This window comes from Bauldia sp., assembly GCF_965232525.1.
GTDB lineage: Bacteria > Pseudomonadota > Alphaproteobacteria > Rhizobiales > Kaistiaceae > Bauldia.
Genome location: NZ_OZ246980.1, coordinates 3,746,656 through 3,762,846, shown reverse-complemented (window position 1 = coordinate 3,762,846; position 16,191 = coordinate 3,746,656). Strand labels below are relative to the sequence as shown.

16 protein-coding genes, 1 tRNA gene and 1 pseudogene are annotated in these 16,191 nt (G+C 62.0%); 3 read left to right on the top strand and 15 right to left on the bottom strand.

All coding sequences use genetic code 11. From position 1 onward, the window contains the following. The 7 genes and pseudogenes from ACO076_RS17830 to moaA form a co-directional block, all read right to left on the bottom strand. Complete coding sequence (locus ACO076_RS17830; protein WP_421724159.1) at positions 1–1,074, bottom strand: DUF1513 domain-containing protein; 1,074 nt, start codon at positions 1,072–1,074, stop codon at positions 1–3. Continuing rightward, positions 1,064–2,167 carry an imelysin family protein gene (locus ACO076_RS17825; protein WP_421724158.1) on the bottom strand — a complete coding sequence of 368 codons (1,104 nt, stop codon included), beginning with the start codon at positions 2,165–2,167 and terminating at the stop codon, positions 1,064–1,066. The genes ACO076_RS17830 and ACO076_RS17825 overlap by 11 nt, the downstream gene beginning before the upstream one ends. Further along, positions 2,164–3,699 carry a di-heme oxidoredictase family protein gene (locus ACO076_RS17820; protein WP_421724157.1) on the bottom strand — a complete coding sequence of 512 codons (1,536 nt, stop codon included), beginning with the start codon at positions 3,697–3,699 and terminating at the stop codon, positions 2,164–2,166. The genes ACO076_RS17825 and ACO076_RS17820 overlap by 4 nt, the downstream gene beginning before the upstream one ends. A 72-nt stretch (positions 3,700–3,771) precedes the next feature. Next, positions 3,772–5,051, bottom strand: a pseudogene (locus ACO076_RS17815) (imelysin family protein). Between the two features lie 195 nt (positions 5,052–5,246). Beyond that, entirely contained in the window at positions 5,247–6,449 is a 1,203-nt protein-coding gene (locus ACO076_RS17810) for a multidrug effflux MFS transporter (RefSeq protein ID WP_421724156.1), read from the bottom strand. Next, positions 6,446–7,348 carry a DMT family transporter gene (locus ACO076_RS17805; RefSeq protein WP_421724155.1) on the bottom strand — a complete coding sequence of 301 codons (903 nt, stop codon included), beginning with the start codon at positions 7,346–7,348 and terminating at the stop codon, positions 6,446–6,448. Before ACO076_RS17805 ends, ACO076_RS17810 begins: the two co-directional genes overlap by 4 nt. Positions 7,349–7,484: 136 nt before the next feature. After that, positions 7,485–8,501, bottom strand: coding sequence for a GTP 3',8-cyclase MoaA (gene moaA / locus ACO076_RS17800; RefSeq protein WP_421724154.1), 1,017 nt, complete (start codon positions 8,499–8,501; stop codon positions 7,485–7,487). Between the two features lie 114 nt (positions 8,502–8,615). On the opposite strand from moaA, the gene ACO076_RS17795 reads away from it, so the two are divergent. Then, on the top strand, positions 8,616–8,981 hold the full coding sequence (locus ACO076_RS17795) for a gamma-butyrobetaine hydroxylase-like domain-containing protein (protein ID WP_421724153.1): 366 nt from the start codon (positions 8,616–8,618) through the stop codon (positions 8,979–8,981). A 49-nt stretch (positions 8,982–9,030) separates the two neighbouring features. On the opposite strand, the gene ACO076_RS17790 is transcribed toward ACO076_RS17795, so the two are convergent. The 3 genes from ACO076_RS17790 to ACO076_RS17780 all read right to left on the bottom strand — a co-directional run bounded on the left by ACO076_RS17790 (position 9,031) and on the right by ACO076_RS17780 (position 12,026). Continuing rightward, on the bottom strand, positions 9,031–10,005 hold the full coding sequence (locus ACO076_RS17790) for a L,D-transpeptidase family protein (protein WP_421724152.1): 975 nt from the start codon (positions 10,003–10,005) through the stop codon (positions 9,031–9,033). 173 nt (positions 10,006–10,178) lie between these two features. After that, a complete protein-coding gene (locus ACO076_RS17785; protein WP_421726771.1) occupies positions 10,179–11,228 on the bottom strand; it encodes a Gfo/Idh/MocA family protein in 1,050 nt (349 codons plus the stop codon). Between the two features lie 12 nt (positions 11,229–11,240). Next, complete coding sequence (locus ACO076_RS17780) at positions 11,241–12,026, bottom strand: ThuA domain-containing protein (protein WP_421724151.1); 786 nt, start codon at positions 12,024–12,026, stop codon at positions 11,241–11,243. A gap of 150 nt (positions 12,027–12,176) precedes the next feature. Here ACO076_RS17780 and ACO076_RS17775 point away from each other — a divergent pair, with 150 nt between their 5' ends. After that, entirely contained in the window at positions 12,177–12,791 is a 615-nt protein-coding gene (locus ACO076_RS17775) for a DUF922 domain-containing protein (protein WP_421726770.1), read from the top strand. Further along, complete coding sequence (locus ACO076_RS17770) at positions 12,788–13,273, top strand: Crp/Fnr family transcriptional regulator (RefSeq protein WP_421724150.1); 486 nt, start codon at positions 12,788–12,790, stop codon at positions 13,271–13,273. The genes ACO076_RS17775 and ACO076_RS17770 overlap by 4 nt, the downstream gene beginning before the upstream one ends. On the opposite strand, the gene ACO076_RS17765 is transcribed toward ACO076_RS17770, so the two are convergent. From ACO076_RS17765 to ACO076_RS17745, 5 genes are all read right to left on the bottom strand, one after another. Next, the gene (locus ACO076_RS17765; RefSeq protein ID WP_421724149.1) at positions 13,233–14,042 is read right to left on the bottom strand and encodes a metallophosphoesterase family protein; all 810 of its coding nucleotides are present in this window, start codon (positions 14,040–14,042) and stop codon (positions 13,233–13,235) included. The genes ACO076_RS17770 and ACO076_RS17765 overlap by 41 nt on opposite strands. 113 nt (positions 14,043–14,155) lie before the next feature. Further along, the gene (locus ACO076_RS17760; RefSeq protein WP_421724148.1) at positions 14,156–15,064 is read right to left on the bottom strand and encodes a pirin family protein; all 909 of its coding nucleotides are present in this window, start codon (positions 15,062–15,064) and stop codon (positions 14,156–14,158) included. 202 nt (positions 15,065–15,266) lie between these two features. Then, positions 15,267–15,341: transfer RNA gene (locus tag ACO076_RS17755), tRNA-Val, on the bottom strand. 68 nt (positions 15,342–15,409) lie between these two features. Continuing rightward, the gene (locus tag ACO076_RS17750; RefSeq protein WP_421724147.1) at positions 15,410–15,850 is read right to left on the bottom strand and encodes a hypothetical protein; all 441 of its coding nucleotides are present in this window, start codon (positions 15,848–15,850) and stop codon (positions 15,410–15,412) included. A 13-nt stretch (positions 15,851–15,863) separates the two neighbouring features. Continuing rightward, entirely contained in the window at positions 15,864–16,184 is a 321-nt protein-coding gene (locus tag ACO076_RS17745; RefSeq protein ID WP_421724146.1) for a hypothetical protein, read from the bottom strand. Between the last annotated feature and the right edge of the window lie 7 nt (positions 16,185–16,191).

The following is a 16,191-nucleotide window of genomic DNA, read 5'->3' as shown; positions in this document are numbered from 1 at the left end:
TCACCCGACAGCAGTGATGTGATTGTCCCAGGCAGTGTCAGCGGTCTCGCCGATCAGCCGGCGCCCGTGCCACAGCTTGCCGCTTCCATCTGACGTGATGAAGCCGGTTCCACTTGGCGCGACCCCGGAAACGTCGCTGGTGGCCCACTGGTCGATCAGGTTGCGTGAGGTCGCATCGAAGACGAGCACGCGGCCACCCACCGGACTGGTCACCGCAACTCGTTGCCGATCACCGCTGACGGCCACCGATCCAATGTAGTGACGCATCGCCGTGTATCCGTCGGGAGCGCCGACCAGCGCGGGCGCGCCACCAAGCCGATGCGTACCGACCAACGCGACAGGGTCAAATCCGCCGCCTTCGTATTGCCCGCCGAACCAGATGGTTCCGTCCGCTGCCTCTGCAATGTGGCGGATGGAGAGCTGATGATACGCGTCGGGGAGGGCTGTTTCCTCGATTAGGTCGCCGGTCCCAGCGTCGAGATAGGCCAGCGACGGTGCCATGGTTGGAATGTTGAGTTGTTGTCGTGCGAAATCCGGATGGGTTGCGATCCCGCCATTGGCGACCACGATCGTCCGTCGATCCCGCATCAGGATCGCTTCATGCGGGCCGATGCCGTGGGTGTCGAACTCGCCAATCCGCCGGAAGCCAGCCCCGACGTCGTAAACACCAAGGACGCCGCGCTCATTTTCGAAGTCGTTCTCGGTGGCGAAGAGCAGCCGACCGTCGCCGGAGTAGAGGCCGTGCCCATAGAAGTGGCGGTTGGCGGGAGGGGCGAAAGCGCCGATCGAACGCCTGTTGGCAAGGTCGACGGCGATCGCAAATGTGCCCGGCCGTCGGGCGAACAGAACGGCGGTATTGCGTTCAGGCGAGACCGCTATGGCGTGCCCCCGGCTGCTCAACGGTTCGCTGAAAACGACCCGGCCAGCGCTGTCGATCACAGCGATTGAATAGCTGTCGCCATATCGGCGCGCCGCGACAAACGCCGGCTGACCGTCTGCAGCGGCGATGGCTCCGATCGGGGTGAGGCCAAGCGTCGCTGACGCCTTCAGGAACAGTCGCCGGTCAATCGCCATCAAGCGAGTTGAACCCCGCGATCAGACCAAGCGCCGCCGGCAGTCGTTCCTCAAGTATCGTGACGGCAGCACCGAGTGGCACCAGGCTGTACGTGAGCCGCTCATGGCGTTCCGGCTCACGAACGGCCTCGATCCACGGTGCCGCTTCATCCGTGGTGATTGCCGCCTCGGCCTGTCGCAGTTCAAAAAGCAGGGAGTCGATGAGCCGCGTCTGGTCACTCGGCATTTGCTCGGTCAACCCGCTGGCCGACACGAGGCTTGCGACCGACTGGAGATTCACGGCGACAGCGCGTTCGGTCAGGTTGGAGCGCCAGAATGGCGCTGCCTTCGGGTTGGCCGCTGCGGCATTGTCGCGAAGCGGGCGGGCGAGCTTAAGGTCGCGGACGAACTGCAACTGTTCGCGAGCCGACTGCAATAGCTGTTGCATGGCTTCGCTATGCGTTCGGTAGAGCGGGTTCTCGGGCCCCACGTCGATCATTACGTTGGCGAACCCGGTAGGCGCTCGCCAGTCATCCGTTATCTCCGCCACCGCAGTGACCGCTGCGGCAATGGTTGCACCGTAGTGGCAACGGTAGCTTTCCGGCGGGTCGGTCGCCATCGCTTCGCTGCCCTCGCCGAACAGCACATATTCAAGCGCCAATAGCCCCTGAACGGCTACGCTCTTGTCGCGCAGGGTTTCGATGTCAGTTGCGCTTTCGTTTTCCTCCGCGAGTAGCCGCTGCACCTGGCGCAAGCCGATGCTGCGGCGATCCGGCCAGAAGAAAAGACGTTCGTAGCGATTCTGATCGCGGGCCGACCCGAAACGAAACATCTCGACCGCCGACCAGGCTTCGATCAACGGTGGAAATGCTGCTCGCGCCTGATTGAGTGTTTCAGCGCTGGGCTCGGCACACAGGTGTCGGACCGCAAGTGTGAGGTTTTCGGCCGGATCAATCAGCGCCTCATAGCCTGGGATGATCACGTCCTCGACGGCGGCCTTGACCACCGGTTCGAAATCAATCGCCTCAGTGCCGTCGCCCTGCGCGTTGGCCGGTGCGACCGCCAGCCAAGCCGCGAAGACCACCGAAGCTGCGGCGGATCGCGTTCCGTTCACAGCGACTCCAGGAAACGTATCAACGCGTCGCGCTCGTCCGGCGCGGCCGCGACGACCTGATCGCGGGACGCCTGCGCTTCGCCGCCGTGCCAGAGTACCGCTTCAAGCAGGTTCCGCGCCCGCCCGTCGTGAAGGAAAAATGTGTGGCCGTTGACAGTCTCGGTCAGCCCAATCCCCCACAGCGGCGGCGTCCGCCACTCGCTCCCCGACGCATCGCCGACCGGGCGGTTGTCGGCGAGGCCTTCGCCCATTTCGTGAAGCAACAGATCGGTATAGGGCCATATGAGCTGAAACTGGTGTTCGCGCTGCGGCGCGTCCCGGCTCGTCACGTATTTCGGCGTGTGGCAGTCGATGCAGCCGTAGTCGTAAAAGAGCGCCTTACCCCGGAGTACTTCCGGATCGTCGAAATCGCGCCGCGGCGGGACAGCAACGTTGCGACTGTAGAACGTGACCAACTCCATCACCGGATCCGGTGCCTCCACGGACCCGAGTGCCGCCTGGACGCCGTGTGGCGCCTCGCGGCATGCCGACTGGTTTTCGGTGCAGTCGCCGTACGAGGCTGGGACATGCGGTGTCGAGATTCCGATGTCACCGGAGAAGGCATCGGCGGTTTGGGCTTCGATGGTCGGCGTCGAGGCCTTCCACCCGAAACGACCCAAGACAAGCTCACCGGTCTCCGGATCGCGAACCATGCTCGGTCTACCAGAGATCCCGTCGCCGTCGGCATCCTCCGGATCGGCTTGGCTCAGGATATCATCAGCATGGATCGCCTCGAGAAGCCCGACGCCGATCATGGGGGGCGTCACCCGCGGCGACACCATCACATCCGGTGCCAGCGACCCGTAGCCGAGGTCGCTGATCGTGTAGGTCGGCTTGCGGAGCGAGGCGGTTTCACCGCCGTTCAATTCGACGATTTCCTCCTCGTAGGCGATCCGCATTTGCCCTTCGGCGGGCAGGCCGGGAACGGCAAAGTTCTGGAGTTGGCCCCCATAGGTCGGTTCCGGGATGCGTAATACCGTCTTGTCGGCGAGCGCCGCTCGCTCGCTATCGGTCGATGGCGGTACCGACAGCCGCAGGAACATCGACACCGCTGGCTCGTCCGGTGTCAACGGCGGCCGTCCGCGACCGTCCTTGACATGACAGCGCTCGCAGGCGCGGGCGTTGAAGAGCGGGCCGAGACCATCTGACGCCTGGGTCGACGCCGGCGACGACACCCAGACCTTCTTGAACAGGCCGTTGCCGACCTTGAAGTCTTGCTGCCCCTCGAAGCTCAGATTGGCGAGCGGGAACGAGAAAGCGTTGTGGTTCGGGCGGGCTATTGCGGTCGCAGCGCCGGCCGTGTTGCGCTCGAAACCTTCTGCTTTGGTGAAATCGGTCGTGGGAGTCGTTATGGCGGCTACGCGCTCGCGGTCGGCAGCATCGAGGTCGGTTCGGTGGGATAGAACGGCAGCCGACGCGGTGGCGAAGGCGGCAACAAGGGCGACCGAACCGGCCCCCAGGATCGTCGGTCGATGGCGAAGTAACGAAGTCATCACGCAGTCATTCATATATGCATCTGTCCAGATGGCGGCCGCGTCCGGTAGGGACGCAACCGCCACGCCGGATTACTGGAACACGGCCTCGGGGCTGTCGAGGCTGTCAGAGCCTTCCAGTTCAATCGAGCCCAGGTCAAGGGCGACGATGGCGCGTTCGATCGATCGCGTCTGATCTATCAGGGAATCGATGGCGGCCTGGACGACTGCATTCCCGGCTTCGTTTCCTTCGCCGATCATTTGGTCATAGGCTTCGATGCTCTCCGCCCGGGCCCGCATGGCCGCCATGTCGGCGACCGTCGCGTCCAGCTTCTCCCTGATTTCCTGGTCAAGCGCCGGATCAGCCGCTGCGACGAGGTCCGCCACCGATGGGCCCTGAACGACCGTGCCGTCAACGCGACGGTAGGTGCCCGTGTAGACGTTGCGGATGCCGATTTGATCGAAGTAGTGCGAGTTCACGGTGTTGTCGGCGAAGCAATCATGCTCTTCCTCGGGGTCGTGAAGCAGCAGTCCAAGCTTCATGCGCTCCCCGGCAAGCTCTCCATACGACAATGAACCCATGCCGGTCAGGATTGTCGCAATCCCGGCCTGCGTGTCGGCCATCACCGCTTCACGTGCCGCGCCGTCATCAGTCCAGTTATCGACCATCTCTTGAAGATCGTCGATCAGGAGGACGGAGACAGCCTTGAGGTACGCGGCGCGGCGTTCACAGTTCCCGCCGGTGCAGTTGGCTGAATCGAAATCGGTAGCCGGACGGTGGCCTGCGCCTGCGCCAGTCCCGTTGAGGTCCTGGCGCCAGAGCAGAAACTCGATGGCGTGGTAACCGGTGGCCACGTTCGCCTCGACGCCTCCGGCCTCTTGCAGGATGTTCTCCAGAATTTCCGCCGAGATGATCGTCGCATCGACCTCGACGCCGTCAACCATCAACTTCGGATTGGCGATGACGTTGACGGTGTAGAGCGGATTATCGTCTGACGAAGTGCCATAGGAGACGTCGACATAGTCGATCAGGCCTTCGTCCAGGGGCCAGGCGTTTACGCGACCCTCCCAGTCGTCGACGATCGCGTTCCGAAACGGTAAACCTCGGTCTGCTGGTACGGTACGCGGGCCGCAATCCATGCAGCGCGTGCAGCGTTGAGCGTCGCGTCCGAGGGATTCGCAATGAGATTGTCGACGGCGGCGTCCAGAGCCTGGGCGGTCGTCAGCGAGTCCTGATAGCCGGCAAGCGCGATGTCAGCGTAATTCGTCAACACGCTGTTCGCGTCCGCCGCCAGAACGGCGCCGCCGCCGCTACCGAGAACCATAGCCGTCAGGAGGGCTCTGGCCGCTTGTTGTAGTCCGATGAACCGCATGGGTTTCTTTCCTTGTCGCTTTTCTCGCCCAAACGGAGTGCGTTGAGGATTCTTACTTAGAATTCCTCAAAACAAATCAGTTTAGACTTAGTAAAAAATGTCTATGACGACCAATATTTGCTGGAAATCAGCCGTTGTTGTCAAAGAATATCTTCTGGATTCATTCCAATTCAAAGGAACGGGCCTGCGGTCTCGCTAGCTCCGGGCGGTCCGAGTCCAGATCGCCATGGTCAAGCCGGTTGCCGCGAACAGCGCCATCGCGATTGTCATCGGAAAAGGTGATCGAGCGATCTCGAGAACGGCGCCGATCGCCTGAGTAGCGACCGCTCCCAAGCCGATCTGGAGGCTTCCGGCGATCCCCGATGCCGCGCCCGCGATGTCGGGCCGTACCGACACGGCTCCGGCAATGGAATTGGCAAGGGTCAGTCCGTTCGCGAAGCCGATCGCATACATGGGTAGGAACAAGGCCAGCGGATGATACCAGCCCATCAGGAAAGCGATCGACATCCCCAGGACCGCGGTGAGGGCGACCAAGCTGCCCGCGATCAGCATGATCTCGATGCCCACGCGTCTCGAATAACGCGCCGTCAGAAAATTGCCGATGATGAAGCCACCTGGCACGAGCATGAAGTAGAGCCCGTACTGGGTCCCGGTGAGTCCCATGAGGTCGATGGCAACAAACGGCGTTCCACCGAGGAAGGAGAAAAACACCGCCGTTCCGAATGCGCAGGTCAGCGAATATGCCCAGAACGCCGGGATGCGTGACAGGATCGCAAAGCTATGGCGCAACGTTGGCCGGGCTTCGGTTTCACGCGCGGGGGTATGCGTCTCGGGCAGGAGGGCATAAGCTGCGAGCGCAACGGCGACGGCAAGCCCGGTTTGCAGCACAAACACCGATCGCCAGCCGATGTTGTCGTTCAATAGGCCGCCGATGAATGGGCCGACCATGGGCGCGATCGCGAACCCCATCGTCACGTAGCCAATCATGCTGGCCGCTTCGTCGCGCTCGAAACGATCGCGAATGATCGCGCGCCCGAGGACGATACCCACACATCCGCCGAAACCCTGAAAGATGCGGGCCACGACGAGGACGGTAATCGACTGCGCAGCCGCGGCTAGCACACTGGCGGCGATGAACACGCCGAGCCCGGCCAGCAGCACCGGTCGCCTCCCGAACCGATCGGACAGCGGGCCGAGCACCAGCTGGCCGAACGCGGTCGCGAACAGGTACCCGGAAAGGACCAGCTGGATCATCGCCTGGTTGGTGTCCAAGGCGCGCATCATTGCCGGCATCGCCGGCACGAACATGTTCACGGCGATCGGATTGATGGCCGATACCGCGACCAGGATGAGGATAAGCGGAACGGGAGCTATCGACGGTGGGGATGCGGCGGTCATCGGTCGACATCGCTTTCGACGATGATCTGCGCCAGGCGCCGTTCGCGATGGAACGTGTAGATTCCGGTAGCAACGATGACGACCGTGCCAATCAGCATCGGCAGGTCGGGGACTTCTCCCCAAACCAGGAAGCCGACCAGGATCGCCCACAACACGACTGAGTAGCGAAATGGTGCGATCACCGAGATGTCGCCATGACGCATGAAATCGACGGCAGTGAGATACCCGCCGATCAGGAACACCGCCGCACCGGCCGTGAGTACGAAACCCTGTAAACTCACCGGTGCCCAGGTTTCTCGCAAAACCAGCCCCAAAACAGGGCCGGTCAAACACACCGCGATAGCAGTGACGAACGCGATCAGAAGCGCCGAGATCGCGCGGGACATCACACGGGTGGTCATATCGCGCAGAGTGATGAAGCCCATGGCCGCGAGAGCCACGAGGCTGAAGACATTGAAGCCCTCGAGGCCCGGCCGGATGATGATCAGGACGCCGGTGAAACCTATTCCGATCGCGAGCCAGCGACGCCAGCCTATGTACTCGCCGAGGAATACCGCGGCGCAGGCCGTGACCATCAGAGGCACGACCTGAAGGATGGCATTGATGTTGCCGATCGGCATCTGAAAGAGGGCGGTGAGGAATAATATTGCGGCCAGGATTTCCGAAACGGTCCGCCAGAACAGCGGCCAGTTCCAGATCAGGCCAAACTGCCGGTGCGCGCCGGTCGCGACGACGAATGGTACGAGCAACACCGCAGCGAAGAGGCCGCGAACAAACAGAAGCTGACCCAGCGGCATCTCGCTGTTTGCCACTTTCAGCATGGTATCGTTGATCAGAAACAACAGGTTGCAGACGGACACACCAATAATGCCGCGCAGGTTCTCGCGGAACGGAGTCATGTCGCCTCGCGCTATTCCAGGGGGCCGGCGGCGGACGCCGCTAGGACCAAGTCTTGGGTAAGGCCAACACAGTGCCGCCGACCGGTCGCGGGCGCAATCCCTTTTGTCGCGGGAAAGGGCAAGACGTCTGGCGCGGTTACCCGCCGGTAACGCTCATGTGGCGCGCCAGAGCTGGCGGGGCGCCACGCCGGTCGATGATGAAATCATGTCCTTTTGGTTTTCGCGCAATCGCCTCGTCGATGGCCGTGTGCAACAGCTCATCGCCGTCGGAGCTTCGCAGTGGCGTTCGCAAATCGGCCGCGTCGTCCTGTCCGAGACACATGTAAAGGGTGCCGGTACAGGTCACCCGCACACGATTGCACGACTCGCAGAAATTGTGGCTGAGCGGCGTGATAAAGCCGATCCGGCCGCCGGTTTCCGCGATCGAGACGTAGCGCGCCGGTCCGCCGGTCTGAAATGGGATGTCGATCAGTGTCCACCGCTGTTCGAGATCTCGGCGGACATCGGCGAGCGAGACGTACTGATCGGTCCGATCATCCTCAATCGCGCCAAGCGGCATCGTTTCGATCAGAGTCAGGTCCATATCCTGCCCGTGCACCCACCGGATCATCTCGTCGAAGGCATGGTCGTTGACGCCTTTCAGCGCGACCGTGTTGACCTTGATCTTCAAGCCTGCCGATTGCGCGGCACGCAAACCCTCAAGAACACGGTCGAGATCCCCCCACCGTGTGATTTGTCTGAATGTCGCCGGATCGAGCGTGTCGATCGATACGTTGATCCGCCGCACGCCGAGATCGGCCAGCTTGTCGGCATAGCGTGACAGTTGCGAGCCGTTGGTCGTCAACGTCAATTCTTCGAGATCGCCGGTGTCGAGGTGACGAGAGAGCGATTGGATCAGGCTCAGAATGTTCTTTCGAACCAGGGGCTCGCCACCGGTTAGGCGGAGTTTGCGAACGCCCCGCGCCACGAAGGCCGAGCAAAGACGGTCGAGTTCCTCAAGGCTGAGAACCTCCCTTTTCGGGAGAAACGTCATGTCCTCCGCCATGCAATAAACGCAACGAAAATCGCACCGGTCCGTCACCGACACCCGGAGATAGGTGATCGCCCGCCGAAACGGATCGACGAGCGGTGGGTATGCCGGGCTGGATTTCATATCGGTCTCGATCTTCGACCTGTTTCGACGGCTATATCGTTAGATAGCGAACCGGCGCATCAATTCAAAGCGGCAGCGCTTGCACCGTGAACCGCCAATCCCTACTCAACAGTCATGAGTACCCAAGACCCATGGCCCACCGAAATTCGGCTGGCGAAGGACAAGCGATCGCTTCGCGTTCAGTTCGATGACGGGCAGGCGTTTAGCTTACCAGCGGAGTTCTTACGTGTCGTGAGTCCGTCAGCGGAGGTTCAGGGGCATAGCCCCGAGCAACGAAAGACGGTTCCCGGGAAGATCGATGTGTCAGTATCGGCGGTGGAGCCGGTGGGCAATTACGCCGTTCGTTTGGTTTTCTCCGATGGCCACGACACAGGATTGTATTCCTGGCGCTACCTGCGGAAAATAGGGGCGGAGCAGGCGGAGCTGTGGTCCGGTTACCTTGCGGAACTCGACGCGAAGGGCCTGCGACGCGAGACATAAAAACGCGCAGGCCATCGACCTGCGCGCAATGTTATGACCCTTGTGCGGGTTAGTTGGCGGCGACGGCCTGTTCGACAACAGCCGCTGTCACGTCAGCTTCGGCCGAATCGGGCGTCACTACATCGTCGTCCTTGACGCGGGCTTCGGTCGCCTCGGGTTCAGCAGTCGCTGGTGCCCGTACCATGACATCGTCGTCCTTGACCCGCGGGGCGGACTTCACCGTACCGGTTGTCTCTTCCGAGACCGCCTCTTCTCCTTCGTCCGCCGGAGCCAGGATCACGACTTCGTCGTCTTTGGCCTTCGCCGACGACCTGGCAGCAACCTGAGCGTTGTCGCCGTCCTTAGCCTCGTCTTCCATCGCAACGGTGGCCGGCTTCTTCGGCGCGGGCGGATTGGCCAGCGCCATGATCTTGGCCTTACTCTCCTTGCCTGTGAGAACGACCACGCGGGTACCGACTCTCACCTGGTTGTAGAGGTGCTTGACGTCGTCGTTGGTGAGCCGGATGCAGCCGGACGACACCGCTCGGCCGATTGACCAAGGCTCATTGGAGCCGTGAATCCGATAGAGCGTATCGCCGATGTAGAGCGCCCGGGCGCCAAGGGGGTTGCGCGGACCGCCCTTCATATACTTCGGCAGGATGCGGCCCTTCTTGCGTTCGCGCGCGATCATTTCGGGCGGTGGGGTCCAACCCGGCCACTCCGCCTTGCGCGAAACACGATCAGTGCCCGACCACTGAAAGCCCTGCCGGCCCACGCCGACTCCGTACTTCAACGCCTTGCCGTCCTTCATCACGTAGTACAACCGCCGCTCGGACGTGTTGATGATGATGGTGTTGGGCTTGAACGGGCCATCATAGTCGATTACGCGCCGTTTGATCGGCGAGTAGTTACGAGGCACTACACGCTTGACGCTTGTGTCGTACTTGACCCACTTTTTCGTCTCTTGATCCCAGAAGGATTTGACAGCGGCATTGGCGTCCGCTGCAACCATCCCGGAGAACGCCAAGCCCGCGAGAACGAGCATCATTTTCCGCATCAGGTAGGCCCTCGAATCGCAGTTCGTGCGCCCAACGCACGATTCCGGCTCATATTTGCCCGAATCTCGCCCCGATGGGCAAGTGATCGCGGTCTCAATGCCCAACTGACGGCCCGGATTTCGCCCCGGTGTGGTGTACCTGCAACGTTTTGGCTGCTTCGTCAGTCAAGCCTCACGCCGCCGTGACTGCGGCTGCCGGCCTGCAGGCAAAGATCGAGGACCCGCTGGATGTCGGCAGCGCGCCGGAAGTCGGGATCGCCGTTTTCGCCAGTTTCGATTGCTTCGGCGAACCGCTGGAACACCGTTTTGACCGGCGGGCAATGCACCTCCCGCCATGACTGGGTGTCGATGTCGGCGCCGATACACTTGCCCAACCAGGACCGTCGACCGTCGGCGGTCATCTGCAACGCCCCATGACTGCCGAATACGTCGAGGCGCATCATGTTGGCGTACCCCGTTGCCCACCGAGACGCGTGGATCACGCCGAGCGCGCCGTTGGTGAGTTCGACCGTCATCGCGAAGGAATCGTTTGCATCCAGGACATAGTCGCCAATCCTGTCCCCTTCGGCCTTTTGGAAGGTCTTTGCGCGGCTTTCCATCCAGACGATGTCCTTGCCCGCAGCATATGTGGCGAAGTCGATGACATGAATCCCGATGTCGCCGATCACGCCATGGCTGCCGTGTTCGGTCGACAGTCGCCACAGCCAGCGCTCGTCGGTCCGCCAGTCGCCCCAATGGTGACCGACAAGCCAGCTTTGCAGGTACGATGCTTCGAAATGGCGGATTTCACCGATCTCGCCACTGGTCACGATCTGCCGAGCCATGTCGAGGCAGGGCGCGGCACGAAACGTGAGGTTGACCATATTGATCAGGCCACGCCGCTCCGCTGCTTTGGTCATCTCCAAAGCGAGGGGATAGTTGGTGGACAGCGGCTTCTCGCAGAGGACATGTTTCCCGGCCTCGATAAGTTGCATCGACAACGGATGATGGAAGGCATCCGGCGTCACGTTGCTCGCGGCGTCGAACTCGCCCCAGGCGATGGCTGCCTCGAGATCGGGAAATGTGTTGGGTATTCGGTGCTCTTCCGCGAAGGCTTTCAGCCGCTCTTCGTTCGGTTCGACGGCCCCGACGATCTCGACATCGTCGATCACCCGAAACGACAGGACATGCTGACGGGCCATGCTGCCCGTCCCGATGATCAGGAGTCGGATCATGGCATCGGCCTAGCGGAAACCGGCTTCACCGGGCGCGTGCAGGCTCGGTCCCTTCTCCTCGATCGGTTCCAATGCCGCTCCGACCGGCCGGTTCGGCGCGTTCGCGATATCCTTCCACGGGGCAGCCGGGTTATGGGCCCACCGAACGGCGTTCTGCAGGACGGTCTGCACGTTCGGATCGTTGTAGATCGGATAGACCTCGTGGCCGGGCGCGAAATAGAAGATCCGGCCGGCGCCGCGCTGGTAGGTCAGGCCTGAGCGGAACACTTCGCCACCGTCGTACCAGGAGATGAACACGGTCTCCATCGGTTCGGGAACGGTGAAAGGCTCCCCATACATCTCCGACTGCGGCACTTCGAAATACGGTCCGAGGCCGGCTGCGATCGGGTGGTTGCGGTTGATGACCCAGACCCGCTCCTTCTCGCCGGCCTCCCGCCAGGTCAGCGAACACGGGGTGCCCATCAGACGCTTGAAGACCTTGGAGAAGTGGCCCGAGTGCAGAACCAGAAGCCCCATGCCTTCCCACACGCGCTGAACGACCTGCTCGACGATCGCGTCATCGACGCCGCCGTGGTCCTTGTGGCCCCACCAGGTGAGCACGTCGGTTTCTGCCAGGCGCTCAGCAGAGAGCCCGTGGCCCGGCTGCTCCAGCGTCGCTGTCGTCGCCTCGATATCGTTCTGACGATTCAGTGCGTCGGCGATCGCATTGTGCATTCCGTTCGGATAGAGCTCGCGAACGGTTGCGTTTTCACGATCATGAATGTTCTCACCCCAAACAACAACGCGGATCGCCATATCCACACTCCTGATATCATGGCCGTTTGATCGCCTCCCTTTACAGATGCCAACGGCAATAGCTAGCGGGTTTTTTACCGACGGCGCTTTGCAGGCGATATATTTTATCGCAGGCTGACCGTGGTCGACGATCTGTTCGGTGGGGCAGGGATGGCATTCCGATGTGCTGGGTTCTTCGCACTCGTGGGCGCTGTCGCCTATCTCGTGCCCGGAGTTGCCGTCGGCGATCTCGTGCATTCGACCAAGTATCGGGATCATCTGGTCCGCGGGACGACGCCCGCAGAGGTTTGGCGGTACATGAACGCGCATCCGATTATCGATCCGGACGACGGACCCGCCTACGCCAACATTACCCACGATCATGATCTGACATTCACGGTGGGGACCAGGGGCGGGCAATGCCGGGTTTCTGATCTGACTTTCCGTTGGAACTTTGTCCTGACCCTGCCGAAGGCTGTCGATTTCGCTTCCATGAGCGCAAAAAACCGCCAGCTCTGGACGTCGTTCGTTGCGGCGTTGAAGCGGCACGAGGAAACCCATCGGACAATCTTCCTGAAATGTGGCGCACGCTTCGTGCCGGCCGCAGAGCGGATGACGGGCCCGGCGGGTTGTTTTGGCATGAAGCGCAAGGTGCGGCGTTTCATCGACCGCAGCTACGCGGCGTGCATGGACGAGCAACGGGTGTTCGAGCGCCGTGACAGGCCGAGAATGCTCGGCCAGCCATTCATCCGGGCCGCGACAGGCCGCCAGCAGGGGGTTCAATGAAGGACATACTCGATCATTGCGAAAGGCTCGCCACCGAGCAGTTCGAACAAGGAACCATCATCATCGACGAAGGCGGCGCCTCCGGCCGCCTGATTGTGCTCGAAGAGGGAGTTGTCGAAGTCTTGCGGGGCGACACGACCATCGCCCGTATCGCCGAGCCGGGTTCGATCTTCGGTGAGATGTCGGTTCTGCTTGATCGGCCTTACACCGCGACGGTCAGAGCGGCCACGCCGGTGAGTGCGCGCGTGACCGACGATGCAGCGAGGTTCATGTCAGAGAACCCGACCGTCGCGCTGGCCATCGCCAAGGGGCTGGCTCAGAGGCTCAATGCGGCGACGACCTATCTGGTGGACATCAAACGTCAGTATCAGGGACAAGGCGACCACCTCAGCATGGTGTCTGAGGTGCTGGATACCTTGATCCACCATCAGGACGACGATTTCACGCCGGGATCGGACCGGGAGCCGGATCCGATGATGTAAGCCAGACTGGCAGTGAGGTCAGCGGTGGGATGGGTCGAACGAGAGGCTGGTCGAGTGACACCTCTTGTGCGCCTGCTGCCGACAGCCAGACGGCCGCATTCTGGTCCGTATCGAGAATGATGCAGGACGGCGGCGCCCCATATTGATGGCCCGCATTGAAGATCCAGGTATCGCCAATCCAATCGACCCACGATCCGTCCGGCACGAAGGGCGACTGGTGAACATGCCCGGCGAGCACGATGTCCGGTGCGTATTCCCTGATCCAGTCGCTGAGTTCCTGGTCACCGAAGGAGCGCTGCCCGCCCCAACTCGTCGGTGAATCGATCGGCGGCGCGTGGTGAATCCAAATCCATCGCCGGCCCTCGCGCTTCGGGCTGTCGGTTGCAAGCTGCCTGGCGATCGCTTCGCGCTCGATCGGACCGTCCCACCAGGGGCAGATCGTGAAAAACGTGTCGTCGAGGACAAAAGAGGTGCCATCGGCAGGAACGCCGTCCGCGGTCAGATCCCGCACCCAACGGGCGATCTTCTCGCCCTCCGCGTTTCGCGAGTCGAGGTCGTGATTCCCCGAGCATGTGAGCACCGGGACCTGCGCCTTCAGCCGATCAAGATACTTGCGGACCACAACCGCCTGAGCCCTGAAGTCGACACCCGAGGTCAGGTCGAGGTGATCGCCGGCGATAACCACCAAGTCGTACTTGCTGGCCGTCGCCAGCAGCCAATCGTATTTCGGAAGCGAATAGTGCAGGTCCGCAACGGCGAGCAACCGCATGCTGTTTCCCCAAAATGACCCCGGCGAAACAGTAGGCGACCCAACGCGAACTGTCAGCAGCCCCGACCGCTGACGACGCCCATTTGTTGGGCAGTCTCTCAGCGCCGACGCCGCTATGGATGCTTGATGAAGGTCCCGTCGCGAAGCTCGCGCGCCGCCTGTTGCAGTTCGGCCTGTGTGTTCATCACGATTGGTCCGTACCAGGCCACCGGTTCCTTGATCGGCTTGCCCGAAATCAGCAGGAAGCGGATGCCTTCGTCACCGGCCTGAACAGTCACCTCGTCGCCGCTGTCGAACAATACGAGCGAGCGGTTGCCCGTCTGCTCCCGAATCAGCACTTCGTTGTCCGGCGTGCCACGCTCGGTCAGGATGCCGAACGGCTCCGATGCATCGCGGAATGTTCCCGACCCCTGGAACACGTAAGCGAAGGCGTGCCGCTCGAGCTCAACGGGCAGGCGCTTCCGAACGCCGGGCGGCACCCAGATGTCGAGGTAGCGCGGATCGGCGGCCACGCCTTCCACGGGACCAACCTTTCCCCAGAAGTCGCCGCAGACAACACGGACGCACGTGCCATCGTCGTCGATGACCTCGGGGATTTCGACGGCGGGAATGTCCTGGTAACGCGGCGCGGTCATCTTGTGGGCGGACGGGAGATTCGCCCAGAGTTGGAATCCGTGCATCCGGCCGCGATCGTCACCGCGCGGCATTTCCTGATGGAGGATACCGCTTCCCGCGGTCATCCACTGCACGTCGCCGGCGCCAAGGGTCCCTTGGTTACCAAGGCTGTCGCCATGGTCCACTTCGCCGGAGAGTACATAGGTGATCGTCTCGATTCCGCGGTGAGGGTGCCAGGGAAAACCGGCGAGATAGTCCTCGGGCCTTTCGTTGCGGAAATCGTCAAACAACAGAAACGGGTCGTAATCTCGCGTCTTGCCGAACCCGAAGGCGCGGTGGAGCTTCACACCAGCCCCTTCGATATGGGGCTCGGCCTGCGTGACACTACGCACCGGACGAAGGGACATGGGTGCTCTCCTCAGGAAGCGAACGCTCAAGTCGCTTAATTTGGAGGAACTCAAGCAAATTCAAGGGGCAGGCTCGGAACGCCTGTCTTTGAAATCAGTCGCGGTACAGTGAGCGTACAACCGCGGTCGTGCCGTCGTCTTTGAAAATCGGTGCAATCGCGCCTTGCGAAGCGACGTCGCTAGCTCCAGCGCCGAGGACCAATGGTGGGCGGTACTGGGATTGAACCAGTGACCCCTCCCGTGTGAAGGGAGTGCTCTCCCGCTGAGCTAACCGCCCGCACCGTGCCCGGCGATATGGCAACCGCCGGGGTCAGGTGTCAAGCGACGAGACGCTGCCGTGGCGCTTCATTGCCAGACGTGGGGGACCTCGGGATCGTCCCGCATTTCGGCGGCATTCGCGCAGAACGAATCCGCGTCGGCGTTGCCCGTCGTGAGAAGTACGCCGTAGACGGTCCCCAGCCGGAACACCACGGCCGTCTTCCACTCCTCGGCCTCTTCGTCGGTCATGTCGGCGGGCGCCGGTGTCGTGGCGTCCACGAACGCCGTCGTGAAATCGTCGTGGTTGAGTTCGTACCCGCAGATCTTGGTCGCCGCCGCCTGGAAGGCGAGATTGTTGAGCAGACCGAACTGCTTGTCGCTCAGGATCGGCTCCTGGTTACCGACCGCGTCGGCCCAGACCTCGTCGAGGTGTTCATCGTCCGCGCTGGCCGAAACGGCGGCACCGATCGCGAAGCCAGCGGCTGCTGCGATACCGAGTACGCTCTTGCCGATTGTCGAAAGGATCATCATCTGACCGCCCCTATTGCGCATAGATTTTCCAGGTCCACTTGCCGTTGTACGTTCCGTTGTTGTCGTAGCAGGCATGAAGCTTCGGGTAGCAGGTGACACCGCGGTGGGGGCTGAATGGCGCGGCTTTAGGGGGTGGCGGCGGTTTGACGTAAACCTTCTGCGAATGCCTCTTCGAATCCGCCACGGCGGTGCCGATGGCCGCGCCGGCGATCAATCCGCCGATCAGGGCAATGCCGACACCGTCCTTGGCGAAGCCCGGGGTTGGAGCGGTTAAGGCGAGCGCCGGTCCTATTGCCAAGGCCGCCGCTAGGACGACTCGGGTTACACGCATTGATTGT